This window comes from Variovorax sp. (assembly GCF_965279555.1).
In the GTDB taxonomy this organism is placed as follows: Bacteria; Pseudomonadota; Gammaproteobacteria; order Burkholderiales; family Burkholderiaceae_C; genus Variovorax.
This window is the reverse complement of record NZ_OZ257247.1, coordinates 75,481-94,479: the sequence shown is the minus strand read 5'-3', so window position 1 is coordinate 94,479 and position 18,999 is coordinate 75,481. Positions and strand designations below refer to the sequence as shown.

The 18,999-nt window shown below is 67.5% G+C and carries 19 protein-coding genes and 1 riboswitch; of the genes, 8 read left to right on the top strand and 11 right to left on the bottom strand.

The window, feature by feature from the left end:
- Nucleotides 1-125: 125 nt before the first annotated feature.
- Together ACQY8B_RS00445 and ACQY8B_RS00440 are read left to right on the top strand one after the other, a co-directional pair.
- Entirely contained in the window at nucleotides 126-590 is a 465-nt protein-coding gene (locus ACQY8B_RS00445; RefSeq protein ID WP_422084901.1) for a FecR family protein, read from the top strand.
- Entirely contained in the window at nucleotides 587-1,210 is a 624-nt protein-coding gene (locus tag ACQY8B_RS00440; protein WP_422084900.1) for an OmpA family protein, read from the top strand. The genes ACQY8B_RS00445 and ACQY8B_RS00440 overlap by 4 nt, the downstream gene beginning before the upstream one ends.
- 6 nt (nucleotides 1,211-1,216) lie before the next feature.
- On the opposite strand, the gene tyrS is transcribed toward ACQY8B_RS00440, so the two are convergent.
- Nucleotides 1,217-2,425 carry a tyrosine--tRNA ligase gene (tyrS, locus tag ACQY8B_RS00435; protein ID WP_422084899.1) on the bottom strand — a complete coding sequence of 403 codons (1,209 nt, stop codon included), beginning with the start codon at nucleotides 2,423-2,425 and terminating at the stop codon, nucleotides 1,217-1,219.
- Nucleotides 2,426-2,608: 183 nt separating this feature from the next.
- Here tyrS and ACQY8B_RS00430 point away from each other — a divergent pair, with 183 nt between their 5' ends.
- The gene (locus tag ACQY8B_RS00430; protein WP_422084898.1) at nucleotides 2,609-3,955 is read left to right on the top strand and encodes a peptidoglycan DD-metalloendopeptidase family protein; all 1,347 of its coding nucleotides are present in this window, start codon (nucleotides 2,609-2,611) and stop codon (nucleotides 3,953-3,955) included.
- Between the two features lie 39 nt (nucleotides 3,956-3,994).
- Nucleotides 3,995-5,128 (top strand): anhydro-N-acetylmuramic acid kinase, encoded by a 1,134-nt coding sequence (locus ACQY8B_RS00425; RefSeq protein WP_422084897.1) that lies wholly within the window; start codon nucleotides 3,995-3,997, stop codon nucleotides 5,126-5,128.
- Nucleotides 5,129-5,141: 13 nt separating this feature from the next.
- On the opposite strand, the gene mdtD is transcribed toward ACQY8B_RS00425, so the two are convergent.
- The 6 genes from mdtD to ACQY8B_RS00395 all read right to left on the bottom strand — a co-directional run bounded on the left by mdtD (nucleotide 5,142) and on the right by ACQY8B_RS00395 (nucleotide 10,116).
- Nucleotides 5,142-6,566, bottom strand: a complete 1,425-nt coding sequence (gene mdtD, locus ACQY8B_RS00420; protein ID WP_422084896.1) for a multidrug transporter subunit MdtD — start codon at nucleotides 6,564-6,566, stop codon at nucleotides 5,142-5,144.
- An 83-nt stretch (nucleotides 6,567-6,649) separates the two neighbouring features.
- On the bottom strand, nucleotides 6,650-7,015 hold the full coding sequence (erpA, locus tag ACQY8B_RS00415; RefSeq protein ID WP_007827949.1) for an iron-sulfur cluster insertion protein ErpA: 366 nt from the start codon (nucleotides 7,013-7,015) through the stop codon (nucleotides 6,650-6,652).
- 182 nt (nucleotides 7,016-7,197) lie between these two features.
- Nucleotides 7,198-7,590 carry a 30S ribosomal protein S9 gene (gene rpsI / locus ACQY8B_RS00410; RefSeq protein ID WP_081269689.1) on the bottom strand — a complete coding sequence of 131 codons (393 nt, stop codon included), beginning with the start codon at nucleotides 7,588-7,590 and terminating at the stop codon, nucleotides 7,198-7,200.
- Between the two features lie 12 nt (nucleotides 7,591-7,602).
- Complete coding sequence (gene rplM, locus ACQY8B_RS00405) at nucleotides 7,603-8,034, bottom strand: 50S ribosomal protein L13 (RefSeq protein WP_007827946.1); 432 nt, start codon at nucleotides 8,032-8,034, stop codon at nucleotides 7,603-7,605.
- A gap of 175 nt (nucleotides 8,035-8,209) precedes the next feature.
- Nucleotides 8,210-9,484 (bottom strand): S1C family serine protease, encoded by a 1,275-nt coding sequence (locus ACQY8B_RS00400; protein WP_422084895.1) that lies wholly within the window; start codon nucleotides 9,482-9,484, stop codon nucleotides 8,210-8,212.
- Nucleotides 9,481-10,116: a hypothetical protein gene (locus ACQY8B_RS00395; protein ID WP_422084894.1), complete on the bottom strand. Its 636-nt coding sequence runs from the start codon at nucleotides 10,114-10,116 to the stop codon at nucleotides 9,481-9,483. Before ACQY8B_RS00395 ends, ACQY8B_RS00400 begins: the two co-directional genes overlap by 4 nt.
- A gap of 160 nt (nucleotides 10,117-10,276) precedes the next feature.
- Between ACQY8B_RS00395 and ACQY8B_RS00390 the strand changes: the two genes are divergently transcribed.
- Entirely contained in the window at nucleotides 10,277-11,251 is a 975-nt protein-coding gene (locus tag ACQY8B_RS00390) for a 23S rRNA (adenine(2030)-N(6))-methyltransferase RlmJ (RefSeq protein ID WP_422084893.1), read from the top strand.
- A gap of 10 nt (nucleotides 11,252-11,261) precedes the next feature.
- Here the strand turns inward: ACQY8B_RS00390 and ACQY8B_RS00385 are convergent, their stop codons facing one another.
- The 4 genes from ACQY8B_RS00385 to ahcY all read right to left on the bottom strand — a co-directional run bounded on the left by ACQY8B_RS00385 (nucleotide 11,262) and on the right by ahcY (nucleotide 15,030).
- Nucleotides 11,262-11,876, bottom strand: coding sequence for a septal ring lytic transglycosylase RlpA family protein (locus ACQY8B_RS00385; protein ID WP_422089125.1), 615 nt, complete (start codon nucleotides 11,874-11,876; stop codon nucleotides 11,262-11,264).
- A 92-nt stretch (nucleotides 11,877-11,968) separates the two neighbouring features.
- Nucleotides 11,969-12,793: a methylenetetrahydrofolate reductase [NAD(P)H] gene (gene metF, locus ACQY8B_RS00380; protein ID WP_422084892.1), complete on the bottom strand. Its 825-nt coding sequence runs from the start codon at nucleotides 12,791-12,793 to the stop codon at nucleotides 11,969-11,971.
- Nucleotides 12,794-12,803: 10 nt separating this feature from the next.
- The gene (locus tag ACQY8B_RS00375) at nucleotides 12,804-13,580 is read right to left on the bottom strand and encodes a TlyA family RNA methyltransferase (protein WP_422084891.1); all 777 of its coding nucleotides are present in this window, start codon (nucleotides 13,578-13,580) and stop codon (nucleotides 12,804-12,806) included.
- A 10-nt stretch (nucleotides 13,581-13,590) separates the two neighbouring features.
- Nucleotides 13,591-15,030, bottom strand: a complete 1,440-nt coding sequence (gene ahcY / locus ACQY8B_RS00370) for an adenosylhomocysteinase (protein ID WP_422084890.1) — start codon at nucleotides 15,028-15,030, stop codon at nucleotides 13,591-13,593.
- A gap of 67 nt (nucleotides 15,031-15,097) precedes the next feature.
- Nucleotides 15,098-15,167, bottom strand: a riboswitch (S-adenosyl-L-homocysteine riboswitch).
- A gap of 192 nt (nucleotides 15,168-15,359) precedes the next feature.
- Here ahcY and ACQY8B_RS00365 point away from each other — a divergent pair.
- The 3 genes from ACQY8B_RS00365 (at nucleotide 15,360) to phaP (ending at nucleotide 18,912) form a co-directional block, all read left to right on the top strand.
- Nucleotides 15,360-17,486 carry a hypothetical protein gene (locus ACQY8B_RS00365; RefSeq protein ID WP_422084889.1) on the top strand — a complete coding sequence of 709 codons (2,127 nt, stop codon included), beginning with the start codon at nucleotides 15,360-15,362 and terminating at the stop codon, nucleotides 17,484-17,486.
- A gap of 142 nt (nucleotides 17,487-17,628) precedes the next feature.
- The gene (locus ACQY8B_RS00360; RefSeq protein ID WP_422084888.1) at nucleotides 17,629-18,273 is read left to right on the top strand and encodes a hypothetical protein; all 645 of its coding nucleotides are present in this window, start codon (nucleotides 17,629-17,631) and stop codon (nucleotides 18,271-18,273) included.
- Between the two features lie 132 nt (nucleotides 18,274-18,405).
- Entirely contained in the window at nucleotides 18,406-18,912 is a 507-nt protein-coding gene (phaP, locus tag ACQY8B_RS00355) for a TIGR01841 family phasin (protein ID WP_422084887.1), read from the top strand.
- Nucleotides 18,913-18,999: the final 87 nt, after the last annotated feature.

The window sequence follows — 18,999 nt, the reverse complement described above, 5'->3', positions numbered from 1 at the left end:
TTGCCACGTGAAAAGCGGTAATAGGCCGCAAGATCCGCCTGAATTTTCGGCCTCGTGACCATATGTAACGCCTTCGCCTTAATATTTGTGACCATTGCGAAACAATCTCTCGCAGAAAAGTCAGGATGATGAAAAAAATCGTGATCGCCTTGTGCGTCCTCGCCATTGTGGGCTCGGCCGCGATGGCCCAGACGCCCGCCGCCGAACCGAAGGCGGGCTTCGTGAAGTCCGTGCGCGGCAGCGTTCAACTGCTCGATGCGGGCGGTGCCGTTCGCAACGCCAAGCCAGGCGATGCGCTGGGCGCGGTGGACCGCATCGTCACCGGGCCCGATTCCTCGGCCTCCGTGGTGATGCGCGACGACACCACGCTGGTGGTCGGCCCCGCTTCACGGCTCGACCTGAAGGAATTCCATTTCGACGGCACCACGCACGAAGGCGGCATGCTGCTGTCGCTGCTGCGCGGCTCGATGCGCATGATCACTGGCCTGATCGGCAAGACCAACCCCGACGCAGTGCGGGTCGAGACCCAGACCGCCACCATCGGCATCCGTGGCACCGATTTCATCGTTCAAGCAGACGGCCGGCCATGAAAAACCGTTTTGCATTTCTCCCCACCCTCGGTCTCGGCATGGCCGCGCTGACGGCGCTGTCGCTCGTCGCATGTTCGACCCCCGGCACACGCGTGGTGCTGCTGCCGCAGGACGACGGCAAGCCTTCAGCCGTGGTTGTGCGCGTCAAGGACGGTGAAGAAGTCCTGTCCAAGCCCTACCAGCGCGCCACCGCAGCGGTGGGCGCCAGCGGCGCCCCGGTCGTCGACCAGGCCGACGCTGCCAAGGTGCAGGCGGAAAACAGGCAGCTGTTCGACATGCGCCCGCCGCCGCCGAAGCGCTACACGGTGTACTTCGAACTCGGCGGCACCACGCTCACGGCGTCCTCGCAGCTGACCTTGTCGGAGGCGCTGGCCGAAGCGCAGGCGCGCAGCGGCAGCGACGTCGTCGTCACCGGCCACACCGACACCAAGGGCACGATCGAGCAGAACGACGAACTCTCGCGCCGGCGCGCGCAGGAAGTGGTTCAGCTGCTGGTGGAGCGCCAGTTCCCGTCGAGCCGCATCGAGGCTGTCGGGCGCGGCGAGCGCGAACTGGCGGTGCAGACCGCGGACGACGTGGACGAGCCGCGCAACCGGCGCGTCACCATCGAAGTCCGCTAGGGCCGGTCAGCTCAGCGTCACGCGCGCGAACTTGCGCTTGCCGACCTGCACCACGTAGCTGCCCGCGGGCAGCTTCAGCGCCTTGTCGCTGACCACGGCGGAGTCGATCCGCACGCCGCCGCCGTCGATCAGGCGGTTGCCCTCCGAAGTCGACGGCGCCAGGTTGGCCTGCTTGAGCACCTGGGCGATGCCCAGCGGGGCGCCGCTCAATGCCACTTCGGGAATCTCGTCCGGCACGCCGCCCTTGCTGCGGTTGATGAAATCCTGCTCGGCCGCCTCGGCCGCCGCCACGCTGTGGAAGCGCGCGGTGATTTCCTTGGCCAGCGCAACCTTGGCGTCCTTGGGATTGCGGCCGCCTTCGATCTCGGCCTTCAGCGCCGCGATCTGCTCGAGCGACTGGAAGCTCAGCAGCGTGTACCAGCGCCACATCAGGTCGTCGGAAATCGACAGCACCTTGGCGAACATGGTGTTGGCGTCCTCGCTGATGCCGATGTAGTTGTTCTTGCTCTTCGACATCTTCTCGACGCCGTCGAGGCCTTCCAGCAGCGGCATAGTCAGTATGCACTGCGGCTCCTGGCCGTATTCCTGCTGGAGGTGGCGGCCGACGAGCAGGTTGAACTTCTGGTCGGTGCCGCCCAGTTCGAGGTCGCTCCTGAGCGCGACCGAGTCGTAGCCCTGCATCAGCGGGTAGAGGAATTCATGTACCGAAATCGACTGGCCGGCCTTGAAGCGCTTGTTGAAGTCGTCGCGCTCCATCATGCGGGCGACCGTGTACTTGGCGGCCAGCTGGATCATTCCGCGGGCGCCCAGCGGGTCGCTCCACTCGGAGTTGTAGCGAATCTCGGTCTTCTCGGGGTCCAGCACCAGGCTGGCCTGCTTGTAATAAGTCTGGGCGTTGGCCTCGATCTGCTCGCGGGTGAGCGGCGGGCGGGTGTTGTTGCGGCCGGAGGGGTCGCCGATGGTGCTGGTGAAGTCGCCGATCAGGAAGATCACCCGGTGGCCCAGGTCTTGCAGCTGGCGCATCTTGTTGAGCACCACCGTGTGGCCGATGTGGATGTCCGGCGCGGTCGGGTCCAGGCCCAGCTTGATGCGCAGCGGCGTCCCGGTGGCTTCGGAGCGCTGCAGCTTGCGCACCCATTCGTCCTGCGGCAGCAGTTCGTCAGCGCCCCGGAGGGAGATTTCGAGCGCGCGTCCTACACTATTTGAGAGGCTCATGGATGTAACAGATTCGGCCTTTACGGGCTTTTTTGGCTGACTTTTGGGGTGCCGAAGCTATACTCAGCCCGACTTTTCAAGCGCCGAATTCTAAGCGGCGCTTTTTTCCGCACCGTCTCCTGCCGCCCTGAACGTACTGGGCCTTGCAGCACGGATTTGCAGAACCTGAGCTGGAATTCAAGTTTGATCAACGGCATTCTTGCCGCCGAGGAGCTCCTTGCTTCCCGCGTGGCTTACACATTCCGGACGTACCCCAAGCAGATCACCGCAGTCATCGCGGCTGCCTTGCTGAGCGCCGGCACCCTCGCGGTGGCATCGCTCGGCCCGGATGCATCCGACCTCCCCGTGCGCCAGATCCTGGAAGCCACGGCACCTGTTTCCGTGGCCGACCAGAGCGAAGCACTGGAAAGCTTCAGCTTCACGCTGTTCCGCACCGACGTCACCCGCTCGAGCGACACGGCCGAGGCGCTGCTGAAGCGCCTGGGCATTTCCGACCCCGCCGCCACCGCCTTCGTGCGCGGCAGCGTCGAGGCCCGCAACGCGCTGTTCTCGCGCGCCGGCCGCACCGTGACGGCCGAGGCCACGCAGGAAAACCAGCTCAAGAAGCTCAGCGCCCGCTGGATTCCGGACGGCGACGGCGGCTTCAAGCGCTACGTCATCGAACGCACGCCAACCGGCTTTGCCGGCGTGACCGAGCGCGACGCCCTCACCGCAGGCACGCGCCTGGCGAGCGGCACCATCCGCACCTCGCTGTTCGCCGCCACCGACGACTCGCGCATTCCCGACGCGGTGGCAAGCCAACTGGCCGACATCTTCGCGGGCGACGTCGACGTGCGAAACCTGCGCAAGGGCGACCGCTTCGCCGTGGTCTACGAGACCCTGGAAGCCGATGGCCAGGCGCTGCGCAGCGGCCGCGTGCTCTCGGCCGAGTTCGAGAACAACGGCAAGATCCACCAGGCCGTGTGGTTCCAGCCCCCGGGCGCGGGCCAGAAGGGCAGCTACTACCGCCCGAACGGCGACAGCCTGCGCAAGGCCTACCTGGCGACGCCGGTCGAGTTCTCGCGCGTGTCCAGCGGCTTCGCGATGCGCATGCACCCGATCCTGAACAGCTGGCGCCAGCACAACGGCATCGACTACGCGGCGCCCACGGGCACCTCGGTGCGCACGGTCGGCGACGGCACGGTCGATTTCGCGGGCACGCAGAACGGCTACGGCAACATCGTCATCATCAATCACCGCAACAACCAGCAGACGGCGTACGCCCACCTGAGCCGCGTCGACGTCAAGGCCGGCCAGAGCGTGAGCCAGGGCCAGACGATCGGCGCCGTGGGCATGACCGGCTGGGCCACCGGCCCGCACCTGCACTTCGAATTCCGCGTGGGCGGGGTCTACCAGAACCCGACGTCCATCGCGCAGGAAGGCGGCGCACCGATCACCGCGGCCATGCGCCCGGCCTTCGAACGCATCGCCAGCGGTGCCCGCACCGAACTGGCGGCAGCCTTCTCCGTCATCCAGGCCAGCGCGGACTGAGCACGCGCGGCTGCCCTTCTTTCTTGACCTGACTACAGGATGGCCGCCGAACTCTTCATCGGCCTGATGTCGGGCACATCGCTCGACGGCGTCGACGGCGTGCTCGCCGATCTTTCCGGCGGCCGCATCGCGGTGCGGTCCTACGCCACGGCCGGCTTCCCCGTGGCACTGCGCGCCGAGTTGCTCGCACTCAATACTCCCGGCGACAACGAACTGCATCGCGCGGCACTGGCCGGCAACGGGCTTGCAAGAGCCTATGCCGGCGTGGTCCGGCAACTGCTGGCGGACAGTGGCACAAACGCCAGCGCCGTCACCGCCATCGGCGCGCACGGGCAGACGGTGCGCCACCGGCCGCTGGAGTTCGACGAGGTCGGCTACACGCTCCAGATCAACAACCCCTCGCTGCTGGCCGAGCTGACGGGCATCGACGTGGTCGGCGACTTCCGCAGCCGCGACCTGGCTGCCGGCGGCCAGGGCGCGCCTCTGGTGCCGGCCTTTCACCGCGCGCTGTTCGCCCGTGCCGGCGAGCCTGTCGCGGTGCTGAACGTCGGCGGCATCTCGAACCTGAGCCTGCTGCCGCCCGCCGATGCACCCGAAGGCGCGATCGTGCTCGGCTTCGACTGCGGCCCCGGCAACGGGCTGATGGACCATTGGTGCCAGGCGCACCAAGGCCAGCCCTTCGACCGCGACGGACAGTGGGCCGCCAGCGGGCAGGTGCTGCCCGGCCTGCTCGCGCAACTGCTGGCCGATCCCTACTTCGGCAAGGCGCCGCCCAAGAGCACGGGGCGCGACCTGTTCAATCCGGACTGGCTGGCCGCGCAACTAGGCACCACGGCCGTGCCGCCAGCCGACGTGCAGGCGACGCTGGCCGAGCTGACCGCGAGCGCCTGCGCGGCCGACCTGCGCAGCCATGGAAAGGACGCCAGGTTGCTGATCGTCTGTGGCGGCGGCGCGCTGAACGGCCACCTGCTGGGCCGCTTGCGTGCGCTGCTGCCCGGCGTCAGCGTGGAAGCGTCGACCGAACACGGCCTGCCGCCCCAGCAGGTCGAGGCCGCGGCCTTTGCCTGGCTGGCCCGTGCCACTGTTCGGCGCGAGCCCGGGAACCTTGCCAGCGTGACCGGCGCGCGCGGGGCGCGGGTGCTGGGCGCTATCTATCCCGCCTACCCCGCCTGACACCGGGCGTCCGTCAGCCCTGGCCGGACACCTCCGGCTGAGCGGGATGCACCGCGCGCACCTCCGCCGGCAGGTGCCAGAAGATCAGGGCGGACGCCACGGTGATCAGCCCCATGGTCGCGAACGTCGCCTGGAAGGCATCCAGCGTGTGGGCGGCCGTCTCGGTGCCGAAGATGCCGTTGTAGCCAGCCAGCACCGCCCCGGCGGCGGCCACGCCCATGCTCATGGCCAGCATCTGCACCATCGACAGCAGGCTGTTGCCGCTGCTGGCCATGCTGCCGTCCAGATCCTTCAGCGTGATGGTGTTCATGGCGGTGAACTGAAGCGAATTGACCGCGCCGAAAGCCAGCAGCTGCAGAACGTGCAGCACCATCGGCTGGCCCGGTGCCGTGAGGCCGAAGCTGGCCATGGTGCAGCCCACGAGGGCGGTGTTGACCACCAGCACCCGGCGGTAACCGTGGCGCGTGATCAGCGGCGTGGCGAAGCGCTTCATGGCCATGCCGGCCAGCGCGATCGGCAGCATCATCAGCCCGGCGCGCACCGGCGAATAGCCCATCGACACCTGCAGCAGCAGCGGCACCAGGAAGGGCATGCAACTGCTGCCGAGCCGCGAGAACAGATTGCCGATCAGCCCGATGCTGAGCGTCGGCACATGGAAGAGCGAGGGCGCGAACAGCGGCTCGGGCGTGCGCGAGGCGCGCAGCCAGTAAGCGGCGATGCTGGCAAAGCCGAAGATCAGCACGACCATCACGCCACCCTGGCGCAGTCCCACGCCGTCGAGCGAAAGCGAAATCGCCACCATGCCGAAGGCCAGCAGCGCGTAGCCGACGCTGTCGAAGCGCTTCTGCACCACGCCGCGAAGGTCGGGCATGTACTTGAGCGTGGCGATGCAGCCGGCCAGCCCCACGGGCACGTTGATCAGGAAAATCCAGTGCCAGGAGGCGTACTGCACCAGCCACCCGCCCAGCGTGGGGCCCAGCAAGGGCCCTATGAGCCCCGGGATGGCCACGAAACTCATCGCCTGGAGGAACTCCCCGCGCGGCACCGTGCGCAGCAGCGACAGCCGCCCCACGGGCAGCAGCAGCGCCCCGCCGAGCCCCTGCACCACGCGCGCCGCCACCAGCTGCCCCAGGCTGTGCGACAGCGCGCAAAGCACCGAGCCGAGCGCGAACAGCACGATGGCCGAGAAGAAGATTCGCCGCGTGCCGAAGCGGTCGGCGATCCAGCCCGAGGCCGGGATCAGCATCGCCATGGTCAGCGCATAGGCCACCACCACCGACTGCATGCGCAGCGGGCTCTCGCCGAGGCTGGCCGCCATTGCCGGCAGCGCCGTGTTGATGATGGTGGCATCGAGCGTCTGCATGAAGAAGCCGACGGCGACGAGCCACAGCAGGCTCTTGCGAACGGGTTGGACGGCGGTTTCAGCCTCTGAAGTCATGGGTACGAGGAAAAAGAAGCAGGAACGAAAAAGCCGCCCGGAGGCGGCTTTTTGGGGAGGGCTTGGTCAGCGGCATCCGGGCATCAGGCCGAGAAGCTCGATCCGCAGCCGCAGGTGCTGGTGGCGTTCGGGTTCTTGATCACGAACTGGGCGCCTTGCAGGTCTTCCTTGTAGTCGATCTCGGCGCCGACCAGGTACTGGTAGCTCATGGCGTCGATCAGCAGGGACACACCGTTCTTGGTCATGGTGGTGTCGTCTTCGTTGGTGATCTCGTCGAAGGTGAAGCCGTACTGGAAGCCGGAGCAACCGCCACCTTGCACGAACACGCGCAGCTTCAGGTCGGGGTTGCCTTCTTCGGCGATCAGGTCGGCCACCTTGGCTGCCGCACTGTCGGTGAAGACGATCGGCTCGGGCATCTGGGTCTGGATGTTTTCGGCTACGGCGCTCATGGGGTGATAACTCCTGGGGGGCCGAACAGGCGGCCAATGGAACGAATGCTACTGCAATGCCGCATTTTCGGCAGGCGGACTGTGGCGTGCACCCCTACGCAAGTGGGGTCGGACGGCAATGCGCCAAGGCGTCGCAACGAAAAAGCCGCCCGGAGGCGGCTTTTTGTTCGAAGCGAACAGGATCAGCGCTTGCTGAACTGCTTGCGACGACGGGCGGAGTGCAGACCGACCTTCTTACGCTCGACTTCACGTGCATCGCGCGTCACGAAGCCGGCTTGGCTCAGGACGGGCTTCAGGCTCGCGTCGTAGTCGATCAGGGCACGGGTGATGCCGTGGCGCGTGGCGCCAGCTTGACCCGATTCGCCGCCGCCGTTCACGTTGACCATCACGTCGAAAGCTTCGAGGTTGTTGGTCAGCACGAGGGGTTGCTTCGCGATCATGATCGAGGTTTCGCGGCCGAAGAACGCTTGGATGTCCTTGCCGTTGACCGTGATCTTGCCGGTGCCCTTTTTCAGAAACACACGGGCGACGCTGGATTTGCGACGGCCGGTGCCATTGTTCCATTCACCAATCATTCTCAAGGCTCCTTACAGTTCCAGCACTTTGGGCTGTTGGGCGGTATGCGGGTGCTCAGCGCCACCGTACACCTTGAGTTTCTTGATCATTGCGTAACCGAGCGGGCCCTTGGGCAGCATGCCCTTGACAGCCTTTTCCAGGGCGCGGCCCGGATGCTTGTTCTGCATGTCGCGGAAGTTCGTCGCCGTGATACCGCCCGGGTAGCCCGAGTGACGGTAGTACACCTTGTCGATCGACTTGGCGCCGGTGACGCGCAGTTGCGCGGCGTTGATGATGACGATGAAGTCACCGGTATCGACGTGAGGCGTGTAAATGGCCTTGTGTTTGCCGCGCAAACGGAGAGCAACTTCGCTGGCTACTCGTCCGAGGACCTTGTCGGTCGCGTCAATCACAAACCACTCGTGCGTCACGTCAGCGGGCTTGGCGCTGAACGTTTTGGTCATGAGTTTTTCTCTTGAAAAGAGGGTTTGGCGAGCCCTTTTCCACGGTCGGCGTTCCTCTGACGGGAATCTCTTAGGTGGGATTTGAAACTTCGCCGCGGGGCTGCAAAAACGCTGCGAAGCCCGCGATTATATGAAGAAACGGCGAAATGGCCAATTTCCGGGGTTTGGGCCGGTTTCAGCGCTGGATGCGGACCAGCTCCAGGGCCTCGCTGGTTGCGCTGGAATTGCCGCGCCGATGTTCGCCTTCGAACCTGACGATGCGCCCCAGTTCAGGACTGTAGAGCGCGGAGCCCACGAAACGCGTGCCGACGAGGGAGGCGCCCGTGCCATAGGAGGCATAGATCCACCCTTCGTACCCGATGCGCAGCACGTTGAGCTCCACGCCCGCCACCCGGAACGGACGCTCGCCGCCGACCGTTGCATCCAGTTCATGCCGCAGCCTGTCCCCGCTTGCGGCGATGTAGTCGAGGTGCCAGCGCATGCCGGGCTGCATGTCTTTCCGGACCCAGCCCCCGGGGGGCGACGAGGTATCGAACATGCCGCCAGCCGGTGAAGCGACCGACACCACTTCGCCGCCGAGCTTCTCGACGCGCCCTCCCATGTTGAAAGACAGCTCGTCGCCGTTGACCTTGTCCAGGCGATAGATCACCGGCGACCGGTTACCCGTGAGCTTGTCGATCCGCACGTACTCGAGGGCGTCTCCGGGGCGCAGCGGCTCGTTCAACGGCACTTCGACGCCAGGCACCCTTCGGAGCGAAGACCCGGCGGGCTCCCTGGCCCGGGCCTCCAGCATCGCCTTCGCTCGCCCCGGCAATTCCGCCAGAAACTCGACCGGCATCGCGAAATTGAGGCTGCCGCCGTCGCGCGCGGCAAAGGTGGTGATGCCGAGCAGGCGCCCTTCGCTGTCGAAGAGGCCGCCGCCGCTCGAGCCGGGCGAGATGGCCGCGGTGGTCTGCAACAGCCGCGCTTCCGGTTCGCCACCGCCGCCACCACCGCGCAGGCCCGACAGGATGCCCTCGCTGAGCGTGTTCTCCAGCCCGCGCGGGTTGCCGATGGCGTACACCCGCTGTCCCACGCGCGCGCTGCCCGCAGGCGCCAGCGCCACCGGCGGCACCGTGAAATTGGCCACCTTGATCTGGCACAGGTCGCGCACCGGGTCCGGAAACTCCAGCGTCGCCCCGTAGGTGACGTTGTCCTGCTTGATGACGAAGCTGCTCGCCTTGGCCAGCACATGGCAGTTGGTGACGAGGCGCCCGGGCGCGATCACCACCGCGCTGCCCGCGCGCAGGGGCCGCTCCTGCGCGTCGAAGGTGCGAACCGCCCAGACGCTGCTCGACACCTTGCTGAAAAGCACCTCCGGCTCCAGCGCGGCGGCCGCGCCCGCCGCCAGGGCCAGGCCCAGGAACGCGGATGCCGCGCGCAGCGGCAGGGCCTTCACCGGCCCGCTCACGGCTTGGTCGGCAGCAAGCCGCTCAGGTCGTCCATCGAAACCCGTGTTCCGGCCTTGGGCTGGGGCGCAGGCGGCGCCAGGGCCTGGCTCGGCGGCGGGGCCACCGGAGCGGCAGGCGCCACCACCTTGACAGGCGGCGGCTCCGGCGCAGGCACCGGGGGCGCCGGACGTGCCTCCTCGGGCGGCTTCACTGCCACGGCCTTGGGCGCTGCGGGCGGTGCCGCGGCCATCTCCGTCGTGCCGATCCGGATGCCGGCCGTCGGCCCTTCGCCCGTCTGGGCGCTGCGGTCGATGCTTCGCACTTCGCCGAAAATCAGCTGGATCCAGCTCGGATAGTTGTAGCCCGCCGCCGTGCCGGCATCGACCGCCGCGCCGATCAAGCCGCCGATCAGGATGTTCCCCGCCATGCCCACGTTGGCGCGCGACACGGCCTGTCCGTTGGCCGGTGCGAAGCCGGGCTGGCTGCATTCGATGTTGAGATTGGCGCTCGAGCGCCTGATCGGCACCGTGTCGCCGGAGCGCATCACCGAGTCGTTGCGGTCGTTGGTGACCAGGCATTTCGCGCCGTCGACCACCTTGCCCGCCGCCGTCATGGTCTCGATTTTCACGTTCTGCGTGGTGCCGTGCGTCACCGACGCGCAGCCCGTCAGAATAGACAGAACACCCGTGCAGACGCACAGGCCCCAAAATCGCCATCCAGCTCCTCGCATCCGCGACGCCCTCTTTTTTGTAAATCGATGTTTCGGCGCGAGAGTCTAGCGTCGTCCATCCACTTTTTTCAGGCCCATTCCCATGTTCAGTTACCGCCACGCCTTCCATGCCGGCAACCACGCCGACGTGCTCAAGCACACGGTGCTGATTGCCACGCTCGACCACCTGCTCGAAAAAGACGCAGCCCTCACGGTCGTCGACACCCACGCCGGCGCCGGCCTCTACCGCCTGGACGGCGACTACGCCGGCACCAGCGGCGAAGCGGCCGAAGGCATCCTGCGCCTTCTTTCCGGCAAGAACGAGCCCGCCGCGCCCGCAGCAGCAGCAGCAGCACCCGCCCCCGCGGCGAAGTCCGCCGCAAAGAAGGCGGCACCCGACGCCGAAGCCCCGCTGGCAGATGCCATCGCCCGCTACCTCGGCGTGATCAACGACTTCAACCCCAAGGGCGGCGCGCGCGTCTACCCGGGCTCGCCTTTCATCATCCAGCACCTGCTGCGCGACCACGACAAGCTCAAGCTGTTCGAACTGCACCCCACCGACTCCCGAACGCTGAGCGCCAACATCGCGCAGCTCGAAGCCGGCCGCCAGATCGCCGTGCTGCTCGAAGACGGCTTCGGAAGCGCCACCAAGTTCCTGCCGCCGCCCTCGCGCCGCGCGCTGGTGCTGATGGACCCGAGCTATGAAATGAAGACGGACTACGGCCGTGTGCTCGACTTCGCGGCCGAGGCGCTCAAGCGCTTTGCCACGGGCACCTACGCGATCTGGTATCCGATCATTCCGCGCCCCGAGGCGCACGACCTGCCGCGTCGCCTGAAGACGATGGCGACCAAGGCCGGAAAGTCGTGGCTGCACGCCACGCTGACGGTCAAGTCGAGCAAGATCACGAAAGACGCCGCATCGGGCGAAACGCAGCGCCCGGGCCTGCCGGCCAGCGGCATGTTCCTGATCAATCCGCCCTACACGCTGAAGCCGCTGCTCGCCGAAGCGCTGCCGCAACTGGCGCAACGCCTGGGGCAGGACCGCAACGCCACCTTCTCGCTCGAATCGGGCGGCTAGCCCCTTCCCGTTACTTGCGACGGCGCTGCGGCACGATCACCTTGCGCCGCGCCGGTACCTGCACCTTGGCACGCTGCTGCGGCTCGGCCGACGCCACGGGAGCCTGCGCGTCGCCCGGCTCCACCGGCAAGCCGCCGCAGCGCATGCCGTCGTGGTCCACCACGGTCAGTGCCACCTGCTTGATGCCCAGGCCGGTCAGGCCGATGCGGTCGGCCGCGGCGCGGCTCAGGTCGATCACGCGGCCCATCGCATAGGGGCCGCGGTCGTTGATGCGCACCAGCACCTCGCTGCCGTTGACGAGGCTGCGCACGCACACGCGCGTGTTGAAGGGCAGTGTCTTGTGGGCCGCCGTCATGGCGGTCATGTCGAAGCGTTCGCCGCTGGCTGTCTTGCGCTGGTGGAACTGGATGCCGTACCAGGAAGCGCCGCCGCGCTCGAAGATCTCGCGCGGGCCGTCGTCGCCGGGCACGCCGTCGTCCGGCGTCAGTTCGCCCGTGCCGGACACCGCCAGGTCATAGCGCACCGAGGGCACGCTCGAGCGCGCCGCGGCGCCCGGCGGCACCGCCAGCGCCCGTGGCAGGGGTTTCAGGCTGCCGTCGCCTTCGGCATCGGTAGCGGGCGGCATGGCGCAGCCCACGAGTGCGCAGGTCGCGGCCACGAGGGCCGCGTGCAGCACGCTGCGCAGCGACGCTGCCGTCACCCCGACCGCGCGCCCTCTCAATCCAGGCGCTCCAGCAGAGCCAGCGTCGCGGTCGACTGGTTCATCGTGTAGAAGTGCATAGCCGGCGCGCCGCCCTCAGCCAAGCGCGCGCACAGGTCCGTGACCACGTCGAGGCCGAAGGATTTGATCGACGCCGTGTCGTCGCCGAAGCCCTGCAGGCGCAGGCGGATCCAGCGCGGGATCTCGGCGCCGCAGGCATCCGAGAAGCGCATGAGCTGCGTCGAGCTGGTGATCGGCATGATGCCCGGCACGATGGGCGTGTCGAGCCCCAGCCTGCGCGCGTCGTCGACGAAGCGGAAGTACGCATCGGGGCTGAAGAAGTACTGCGTGATCGCCGAATCGGCGCCCGCCTTCACCTTGGCGGCGAAGGCCTGCAGGTCGGCTTCGGGCGAGCGGGCCTGCGGATGGATCTCGGGGTAGCAGGCCACCTCGATGTGGAAGTCGCGGCCGGTCTCCTCGCGGATGAAGGCGACCAGGTCGCTCGCATACTGGAACTCGCCGCCGATGCCGTAGCCGCTCGGCAGGTCGCCGCGCAGCGCCACCAGGCGCTTGACGCCCATGGCCTTGAGCTCGGCGAGCTGCTCGCGCACCGTGGCGCGCGTGGCGCCGATGCACGAGAAGTGGCTCGCCGCGTCCACGCCCTCGGACAGGATCTCCTGCACCGCACCGAAGGTGCCCTGGTGCGTGGAGCCGCCCGCGCCGTAGGTGACCGAGCAGAACTGCGGCTTGCGCGCATACAGCTGCTGGCGCACGGCGCGCAGCTTGACCGCGCCTTCGGGCGTCTTGGTCGGGAAGAATTCGAAACTCAGCGGAAGGCGCACCTGCGTCTCCTTAGGAACCGTTCGCGTGAACAGCGCGCACGGCGTGAATGAAAAACTCGCGGTTGCCGTCGCCGCCGGCGATCGGGCTGTCGAACCACTGCAGCACGCGCAGCCCGAGGGCCTCGCAGGCGTCGCGCAGGCGCTTCTCGACCACCGCATACATGGCTTCGTCGCGCACGATGCCGCCCTTGCCGACCTGGCCCGGCTGCAGTTCGAACTGCGGCTTGACCAGCATCAGCAGGCGGCCGTCGTCCGCCAGGAACCCGACCACCGCCGGCAGCACCAGCGTGAGCGAGATGAAAGACAGGTCGCCCACGATCAGGTCGAAGCGCGACTCGCCCTCTTCCCCGAGGTCGTCGGGCGACAGCGCGCGCGCATTGACGCCCTCGATGGGCACCACGCGCTCGTCCTCGCGCAGCTTCGCATGCAGCTGCCCGTGGCCGACGTCGACGCCCACCACTTTCGTGGCGCCGCGCTGCAGCAGGCAGTCGGTGAAGCCGCCGGTCGACTGGCCCACGTCGAGGCACAGCTTGCCGGCCGGATCGACACCGCTCGCGGCCAGCGCGCCTTCGAGCTTGAGGCCGCCGCGCGACACATAGCGCGCCTCGGCCGCGTCGACCAGCTCGAGCTCGGCCGACTCGGGCACTTCGTCCTTGTTCTTGGCGACGTTGCGCCACGCGTCGCTCGTGCCCGCGTCGCGCCAGCGCATGCCGCCGGCGATGAGCCGCACGGCCTGCGAACGCGACGCGGCCAGGCCGCGCTCCACCAGCAATTGATCGGCGCGCATGCGCTGTCGATCAGTAGCGGTACGTGTCCGGCTTGTACGGACCGTTCTTGTCCACGCCGATGTAGGCGGCCTGCGCGTCGGTCAGCTCGGTGAGCATGGCGCCGACCTTCTTCAGGTGCAGGCGGGCGACCTTCTCGTCGAGGTGCTTGGGCAGCACGTAGACCTTGCCGGCCTCGTAGGCGTCGGGCTTGGTGAACAGCTCGATCTGGGCGATGGTCTGGTTCGCGAACGACGACGACATCACGAAGCTCGGGTGGCCCGTGCCGCAGCCCAGGTTCACGAGGCGGCCCTTGGCCAGCAGGATGATCTTCTTGCCGTCCGGGAAGGTGATGTGGTCGACCTGCGGCTTGATTTCTTCCCACTCGTACTTCTCGATCGAGGCGACGTCGATCTCGTTGTCGAAGTGGCCGATGTTGCAGACGATGGCCTGGTCCTTCATCTTGACCATGGTGTCGTGCGTGATCACGTCCTTGTTGCCCGTGGTCGTCACGAAGATGTCGGCCTTGTCGGCTGCATATTCCATCGTCACGACCTTGTAGCCTTCCATCGCGGCCTGCAGGGCGTTGATCGGGTCGATCTCGGTGACCCACACTTGCGCCGACAGCGCGCGCAGCGCCTGTGCCGAGCCCTTGCCCACGTCGCCGTAGCCGGCCACGCAAGCGACCTTGCCGGCGATCATCACGTCGGTCGCGCGCTTGATGCCGTCCACCAGCGACTCGCGGCAGCCGTACAGGTTGTCGAACTTGCTCTTGGTGACCGAGTCGTTCACGTTGATGGCGCGGAACAGCAGCGTGCCCTTGGCCGACATTTCGTTCAGGCGGTGCACGCCGGTGGTCGTTTCCTCGGTCACGCCGATGATTTCGGCGGACTTGCGGGTGTACCAGGTCGAATCGACCGCCAGCTTGGCCTTGATGGCGGCGTACAGGATGCGTTCTTCTTCGCTGGTCGGGTTGGCCAGCACGCTCTGGTCTTTTTCGGCGCGCTGGCCCAGGTGCATCAGCAGCGTGGCGTCGCCGCCGTCGTCCAGGATCATGTTCGGGCCTTCGCCCTTCGAGCCCTTGGGGCCGAAGTCGAAGATGGCGTGGGTGTAGTCCCAGTAGTCCTTCAGCGACTCGCCCTTGATGGCGAACACCGGCGTGCCCTTTTCGGCGATGGCGGCGGCGGCGTGGTCCTGCGTCGAGAAGATGTTGCACGAGGCCCATCGCACTTCGGCGCCCAGGGCCTGCAGCGTCTCGATCAGCACGGCCGTTTGAATGGTCATGTGCAGCGAGCCCGTGATGCGCGCGCCCTTCAGCGGCTGCGCCTTCGAGAACTCTTCGCGGATGGCCATCAGGCCGGGCATTTCGGTTTCCGCGATGCGGATTTCCTTGCGGCCCCAGGCAGCGAGGGACAGGTCGGCGATCGCCTGGTCGGCGGTCGAAACGGGGGTGGGCTTGAGAACAGCGCTCATGAGAACTCCAACAAAACTGGTTTGAAAGATGCCACTGCGTTCGGGGAAAAGGACTCACCGCGAGAACAGCGGGTGAGCGTGGTTGCGATGTGGATCCGAGCCTCACGCCTGGCGGCGCTGCAACGCTCCTCGGGACGGGGCATTGTAGACGGGGCGAGCGGCCGCGCCAACCTCGGGGATTTGCACCAATTTCGACCATCTTCTGCCGTCTTCGGCTGACATTTGCCAGCCTCAACGTTAAAGCCCCCGCTTTTTACGATTTGCTCAGGTTCGGTTCAGTATCCAGCCGGCTCGCTGCCGGGCCCATCAGACAAAGAAGAGGGCTCAACATGAGGATGACGAGATATCTCGCGGGTTGTGGACTGGCCGCCTTGCTGGCGGCCTGCGGGGGCGGAGGCAGCAGTGGTGGCGGCGCGGGCGGCGGCCTGCCGCTGGCGGGCCTGGATGCCGGGCAGCAGGCGCAGGCCCCGGCGGCAACGCCCGAGTCCGCGCCGGCGGCCCGGGCAAGCAAGGCCGCACTGGCCGGCGCCGACGCGCGCAGCGGCACCTACCGCGTCTATGCATCCAACGGCACCCAGCAGCAGCTGGCGCTCGACTTCGACGCCGGCAGCTACACGATGACGGACAACCTCGGCGCGGCCGAGGCCGGCACCTTCGCCGAAGACTTCACCGAGCCGGGCACCTACGTCTTCGCCAGCAGCCGCATCACCACGGCCGCCAACACGGCGCGCTTTCGCGTGGCGGCGGACGTTGTCGTCGGCGCGTTCCCGTTCCAGACGGCGTACTCGAGCCCCGCGGCCTACGCGGCCTACGCGGCGCAGCCTTTCGTGGCGGCGCGCGACTTCGTCAACACCGCGGCGCTGCTGGACGGCACCTACAACCGCTTCAGCGTGACGCGCAGCCCCGGCGGCGCGCAGGACTCGACGTTGCTGGCCATGCGCCTCTCGGGCAGCGGCACGGTGCTGGAGATGTGCAACGACGCGATCATCTACAAGATCGATCTCTGCCCGGCAGCCTCGAAGCGCACCTATGCGGTAGCGGCCGGCGCCGACGACACGTGGGTCGGCACCAACGTCACCAACAGCAGCGACGTCGCCAACTTCCGCATGGCGCGAATCGGTGGCCAGAACGTCTATCTCGCCGGGGGCGTCAACCTGGCGCCGGCCATGCAGTTCATGCGCATCGGCCTGCCAGAGTCCTCCGGCTGGCCCACCACTCGAGGTGTCGGCGCGTCGACCACGGGCAGCTGGGGCAGCAACCTGATCGACACCGCGAACTCGGTGCGCACGTCCACCGGCACGGACGGCACCTACGGCAGCCTGACGATGCCGGTGGGCGGCACGTTTGCGCAGCAGCCCGAAGGCATCCGGCTCGTCAACGGCAGCGGCACGAGCAAGTACTTCGCCATGCAGAACGGCCTGCTCTCGGTGCTCGTCGGCGCGCGCAACCCGAACACGCAGGGCTACCTGCAGCTCAACCTGATCGACCCCGGCGCGGCGCCCGATGCGCGCAACGGCCGCTACAAGGTCTACGCCACCAACGGCACGCGGCAGACGCTGGCGCTGAACCTCGACAGCAAGCGCTACGAGATGACCGACGAAGCCGGCACCGTCGCCTCGGGCAGCTTCGCCGAGGACACGGCCGAGGCCGGCAGCTTCGTGTTCGACAGCAGCCGCATCACGAGCCCGGTGAACACGGCGCGCTTCCGGCTGGCCGCGGACACGGTGGTCGGATCGTTCCCGTTCGCGGTTGCGCAGGTCACGCCGGCGAGCTACGGCGTGCGGCCCTTCGTGGCATCGCGCGCGCTGGTGAAGACGCAGGCAGCGCTCGACGGCGTCTACAACCGGCTGGGCATCAACCTGACTGCGACCACCGGCGATTCGTCGATCACGCAGATCCAGGTTGCGAGCGGCGGCACCACGCTCTACCTGTGCAACAACAGCACGATCTACCGCATCGACACCTGCCCCGCGGCAACGCTGCTGACCTATACGGTGTCGCCGGGCGCCACCGTCGACACCTGGAACATCGTGAACGTGGCGAACCCGTTGGACCACGGCAGCTTCGCGATCGCGCGGGTGGGCAACGAGAACGTCTATCTCTCGGCCGGTGTCGTGCCCTCGACGCCCACCACGTCGGTGTTCCGCATCGGCCTGCCCGAACGCGCGGCCTGGCCCACGGTCACCGCGCGCGGCGGCGCCGCCAACGGCGGCTGGGGCAGCACGGCCGTCGACGCATCGAGCTATGCGCGCACCCGTGTGCTTCCCGACGGCACGGCGGGCACGCTGAACGCCACGCTGGGCTCCATGGGTGTCGCCGGCCCGATCAACATGCGGGCGGTGGGGTTCCCCAACTCGACCTTCCATTTCTCGAGCCAGAGCAGCAAGCTGTTCGCGATGGTCGGCGCGCGCAGCCCGGCCACCGGCGGCGCGCTTGAAATCGGCCTGATCGACTGACGCACCGGCGCGTCAGGCGCCCCGGGGCCGCATGCCGCAACACCGGCATGCGGCCCTTGCTCATTCAGGCCTAAGTCGGCCGCCAGCAGATTCCGGCGCCGCGGCGTACATTGCCCCGACCCCCACTCCGCCGAAAGCACACATGCAGATCTTCCTGTCCCACAACCGCCGGGCGCTGCTCGCCGCCACGGTCCTCAGCCTGGGCTTCGCCGCGCTGCCCACCGGCGCATCCGCCCAGACCGCCGACCCCGTGCGCATCCGAGGCACCATCGTCCGCGTCGACGCGACGACGCTCGTCGTGCAGGACCGCGGCGGCGAAGTCGTCTCGCTCGCTCGGCCGGCGGACATGCCGGTGTCGGAGGTCTATCGCATCAAGCTGTCCGACATCAAGCGCGGCAGCTTCGTCGGCACGGCCGCCATGCCGCAGGCCGACGGCACGCAGAAGGCGATCGAAGTGGTGGTGTTCCCCGAGGCCGCGCGCGGCACCGGCGAAGGCCACCGCCCCTGGGACCTGATGCCCGAGAGCACCATGACCAACGCCACCGTCGCCGACCTGGCCGCGGCGCCGAAGTCGGTGCGCGGCGGCCAGCAGATGCGGCTGACCTACAAGGGCGGCGAGAAGACCGTGATCGTGCCGCCCAACGTGCCGGTGGTCACGTTCCGGCCCGGCACCGAGGCGCTGCTGGTGCCCGGCGCCAAGGTGATGGTGAACGCGCAGGAAAAAAACGGCACGCCCACGGCGCTGCGCGTGACCGCGGGCCGCAACGGCTTCGCGCCGCCGATGTAAGCCATCCAAGGGAAATCCCGCAGGCATTTTTTTCGCGGCGGCATGCCGGTGCGGCGTATCGTGGCGATGGACTTTTGCCGTCCGGCCGGTCCTCGCCATCCATCCGTTCACCGTCACAGGAGATTCCGCACCATGGCCACAGCCAAGAAAGCCGCCGCCAAGAAGACCACCGCCAGCAGTAGCAGCAGCGACAGCACCGCCAGCGCGAAGAAGGCGGCGCCGACTGCCGCGGACATGCTCAATCCGCTGAAGGGCATGGCCGACCGGCTGCAGAACCTCAACCTGACAGGTGGCGCCGGCAAGCTGCTGGAAAGCGGCCGCAAGGACCTGGCGGCGCTGATGCAGGCCAACGAGAAGTCCTACCAGGGCCTGCAGACCGTGGTGCAGCGGCAGACCGAGATGATCAAGCACGCCATCACCGAATGGCAGACCGCCGCCAAGGAAATGCCGGGCAAGGATCCGAAGGAAAACCTCGCCAGGCTCGACGAGCTCGGGCGCCAGTCGTTCCAGCGCGCCATCGACGACATCAAGGAGCTGGCCAACCTCGCCGCCAAGTCGCAGGCCGACGCCTTCGACTTGGTGCGCCAGCGCATCCAGTCCAATGTGGATGAAGTCACGAAGATGCTGCAGCGCAAGTAAGGAAGCACTGGCGTTCGCGGGCGCTTTGCGCCGGCCGGCGGGCGGAAATCCCCGCCCTTCTAAAATCGCGGCATTCCCCTGCCCGAT

What these genes read in the sequence shown, in the direction of transcription:
- ACQY8B_RS00445 (WP_422084901.1), top strand. Translation starts at nt 126, where the DNA reads ATGATGAAAAAAATCGTGATCGCCTTGTGCGTCCTCGCCATTGTGGGC.
- ACQY8B_RS00440 (WP_422084900.1), top strand. Translation starts at nt 587, where the DNA reads ATGAAAAACCGTTTTGCATTTCTCCCCACCCTCGGTCTCGGCATGGCC.
- tyrS (WP_422084899.1), bottom strand. Translation starts at nt 2,425, where the DNA reads ATGAGCCTCTCAAATAGTGTAGGACGCGCGCTCGAAATCTCCCTCCGG.
- ACQY8B_RS00425 (WP_422084897.1), top strand. Translation starts at nt 3,995, where the DNA reads ATGGCCGCCGAACTCTTCATCGGCCTGATGTCGGGCACATCGCTCGAC.
- mdtD (WP_422084896.1), bottom strand. Translation starts at nt 6,566, where the DNA reads ATGACTTCAGAGGCTGAAACCGCCGTCCAACCCGTTCGCAAGAGCCTG.
- erpA (WP_007827949.1), bottom strand. Translation starts at nt 7,015, where the DNA reads ATGAGCGCCGTAGCCGAAAACATCCAGACCCAGATGCCCGAGCCGATC.
- rpsI (WP_081269689.1), bottom strand. Translation starts at nt 7,590, where the DNA reads ATGATTGGTGAATGGAACAATGGCACCGGCCGTCGCAAATCCAGCGTC.
- rplM (WP_007827946.1), bottom strand. Translation starts at nt 8,034, where the DNA reads ATGACCAAAACGTTCAGCGCCAAGCCCGCTGACGTGACGCACGAGTGG.
- ACQY8B_RS00390 (WP_422084893.1), top strand. Translation starts at nt 10,277, where the DNA reads ATGTTCAGTTACCGCCACGCCTTCCATGCCGGCAACCACGCCGACGTG.
- ACQY8B_RS00385 (WP_422089125.1), bottom strand. Translation starts at nt 11,876, where the DNA reads ATGCCGCCCGCTACCGATGCCGAAGGCGACGGCAGCCTGAAACCCCTG.
- ACQY8B_RS00375 (WP_422084891.1), bottom strand. Translation starts at nt 13,580, where the DNA reads ATGCGCGCCGATCAATTGCTGGTGGAGCGCGGCCTGGCCGCGTCGCGT.
- ahcY (WP_422084890.1), bottom strand. Translation starts at nt 15,030, where the DNA reads ATGAGCGCTGTTCTCAAGCCCACCCCCGTTTCGACCGCCGACCAGGCG.
- ACQY8B_RS00365 (WP_422084889.1), top strand. Translation starts at nt 15,360, where the DNA reads ATGAGGATGACGAGATATCTCGCGGGTTGTGGACTGGCCGCCTTGCTG.
- ACQY8B_RS00360 (WP_422084888.1), top strand. Translation starts at nt 17,629, where the DNA reads ATGCAGATCTTCCTGTCCCACAACCGCCGGGCGCTGCTCGCCGCCACG.
- phaP (WP_422084887.1), top strand. Translation starts at nt 18,406, where the DNA reads ATGGCCACAGCCAAGAAAGCCGCCGCCAAGAAGACCACCGCCAGCAGT.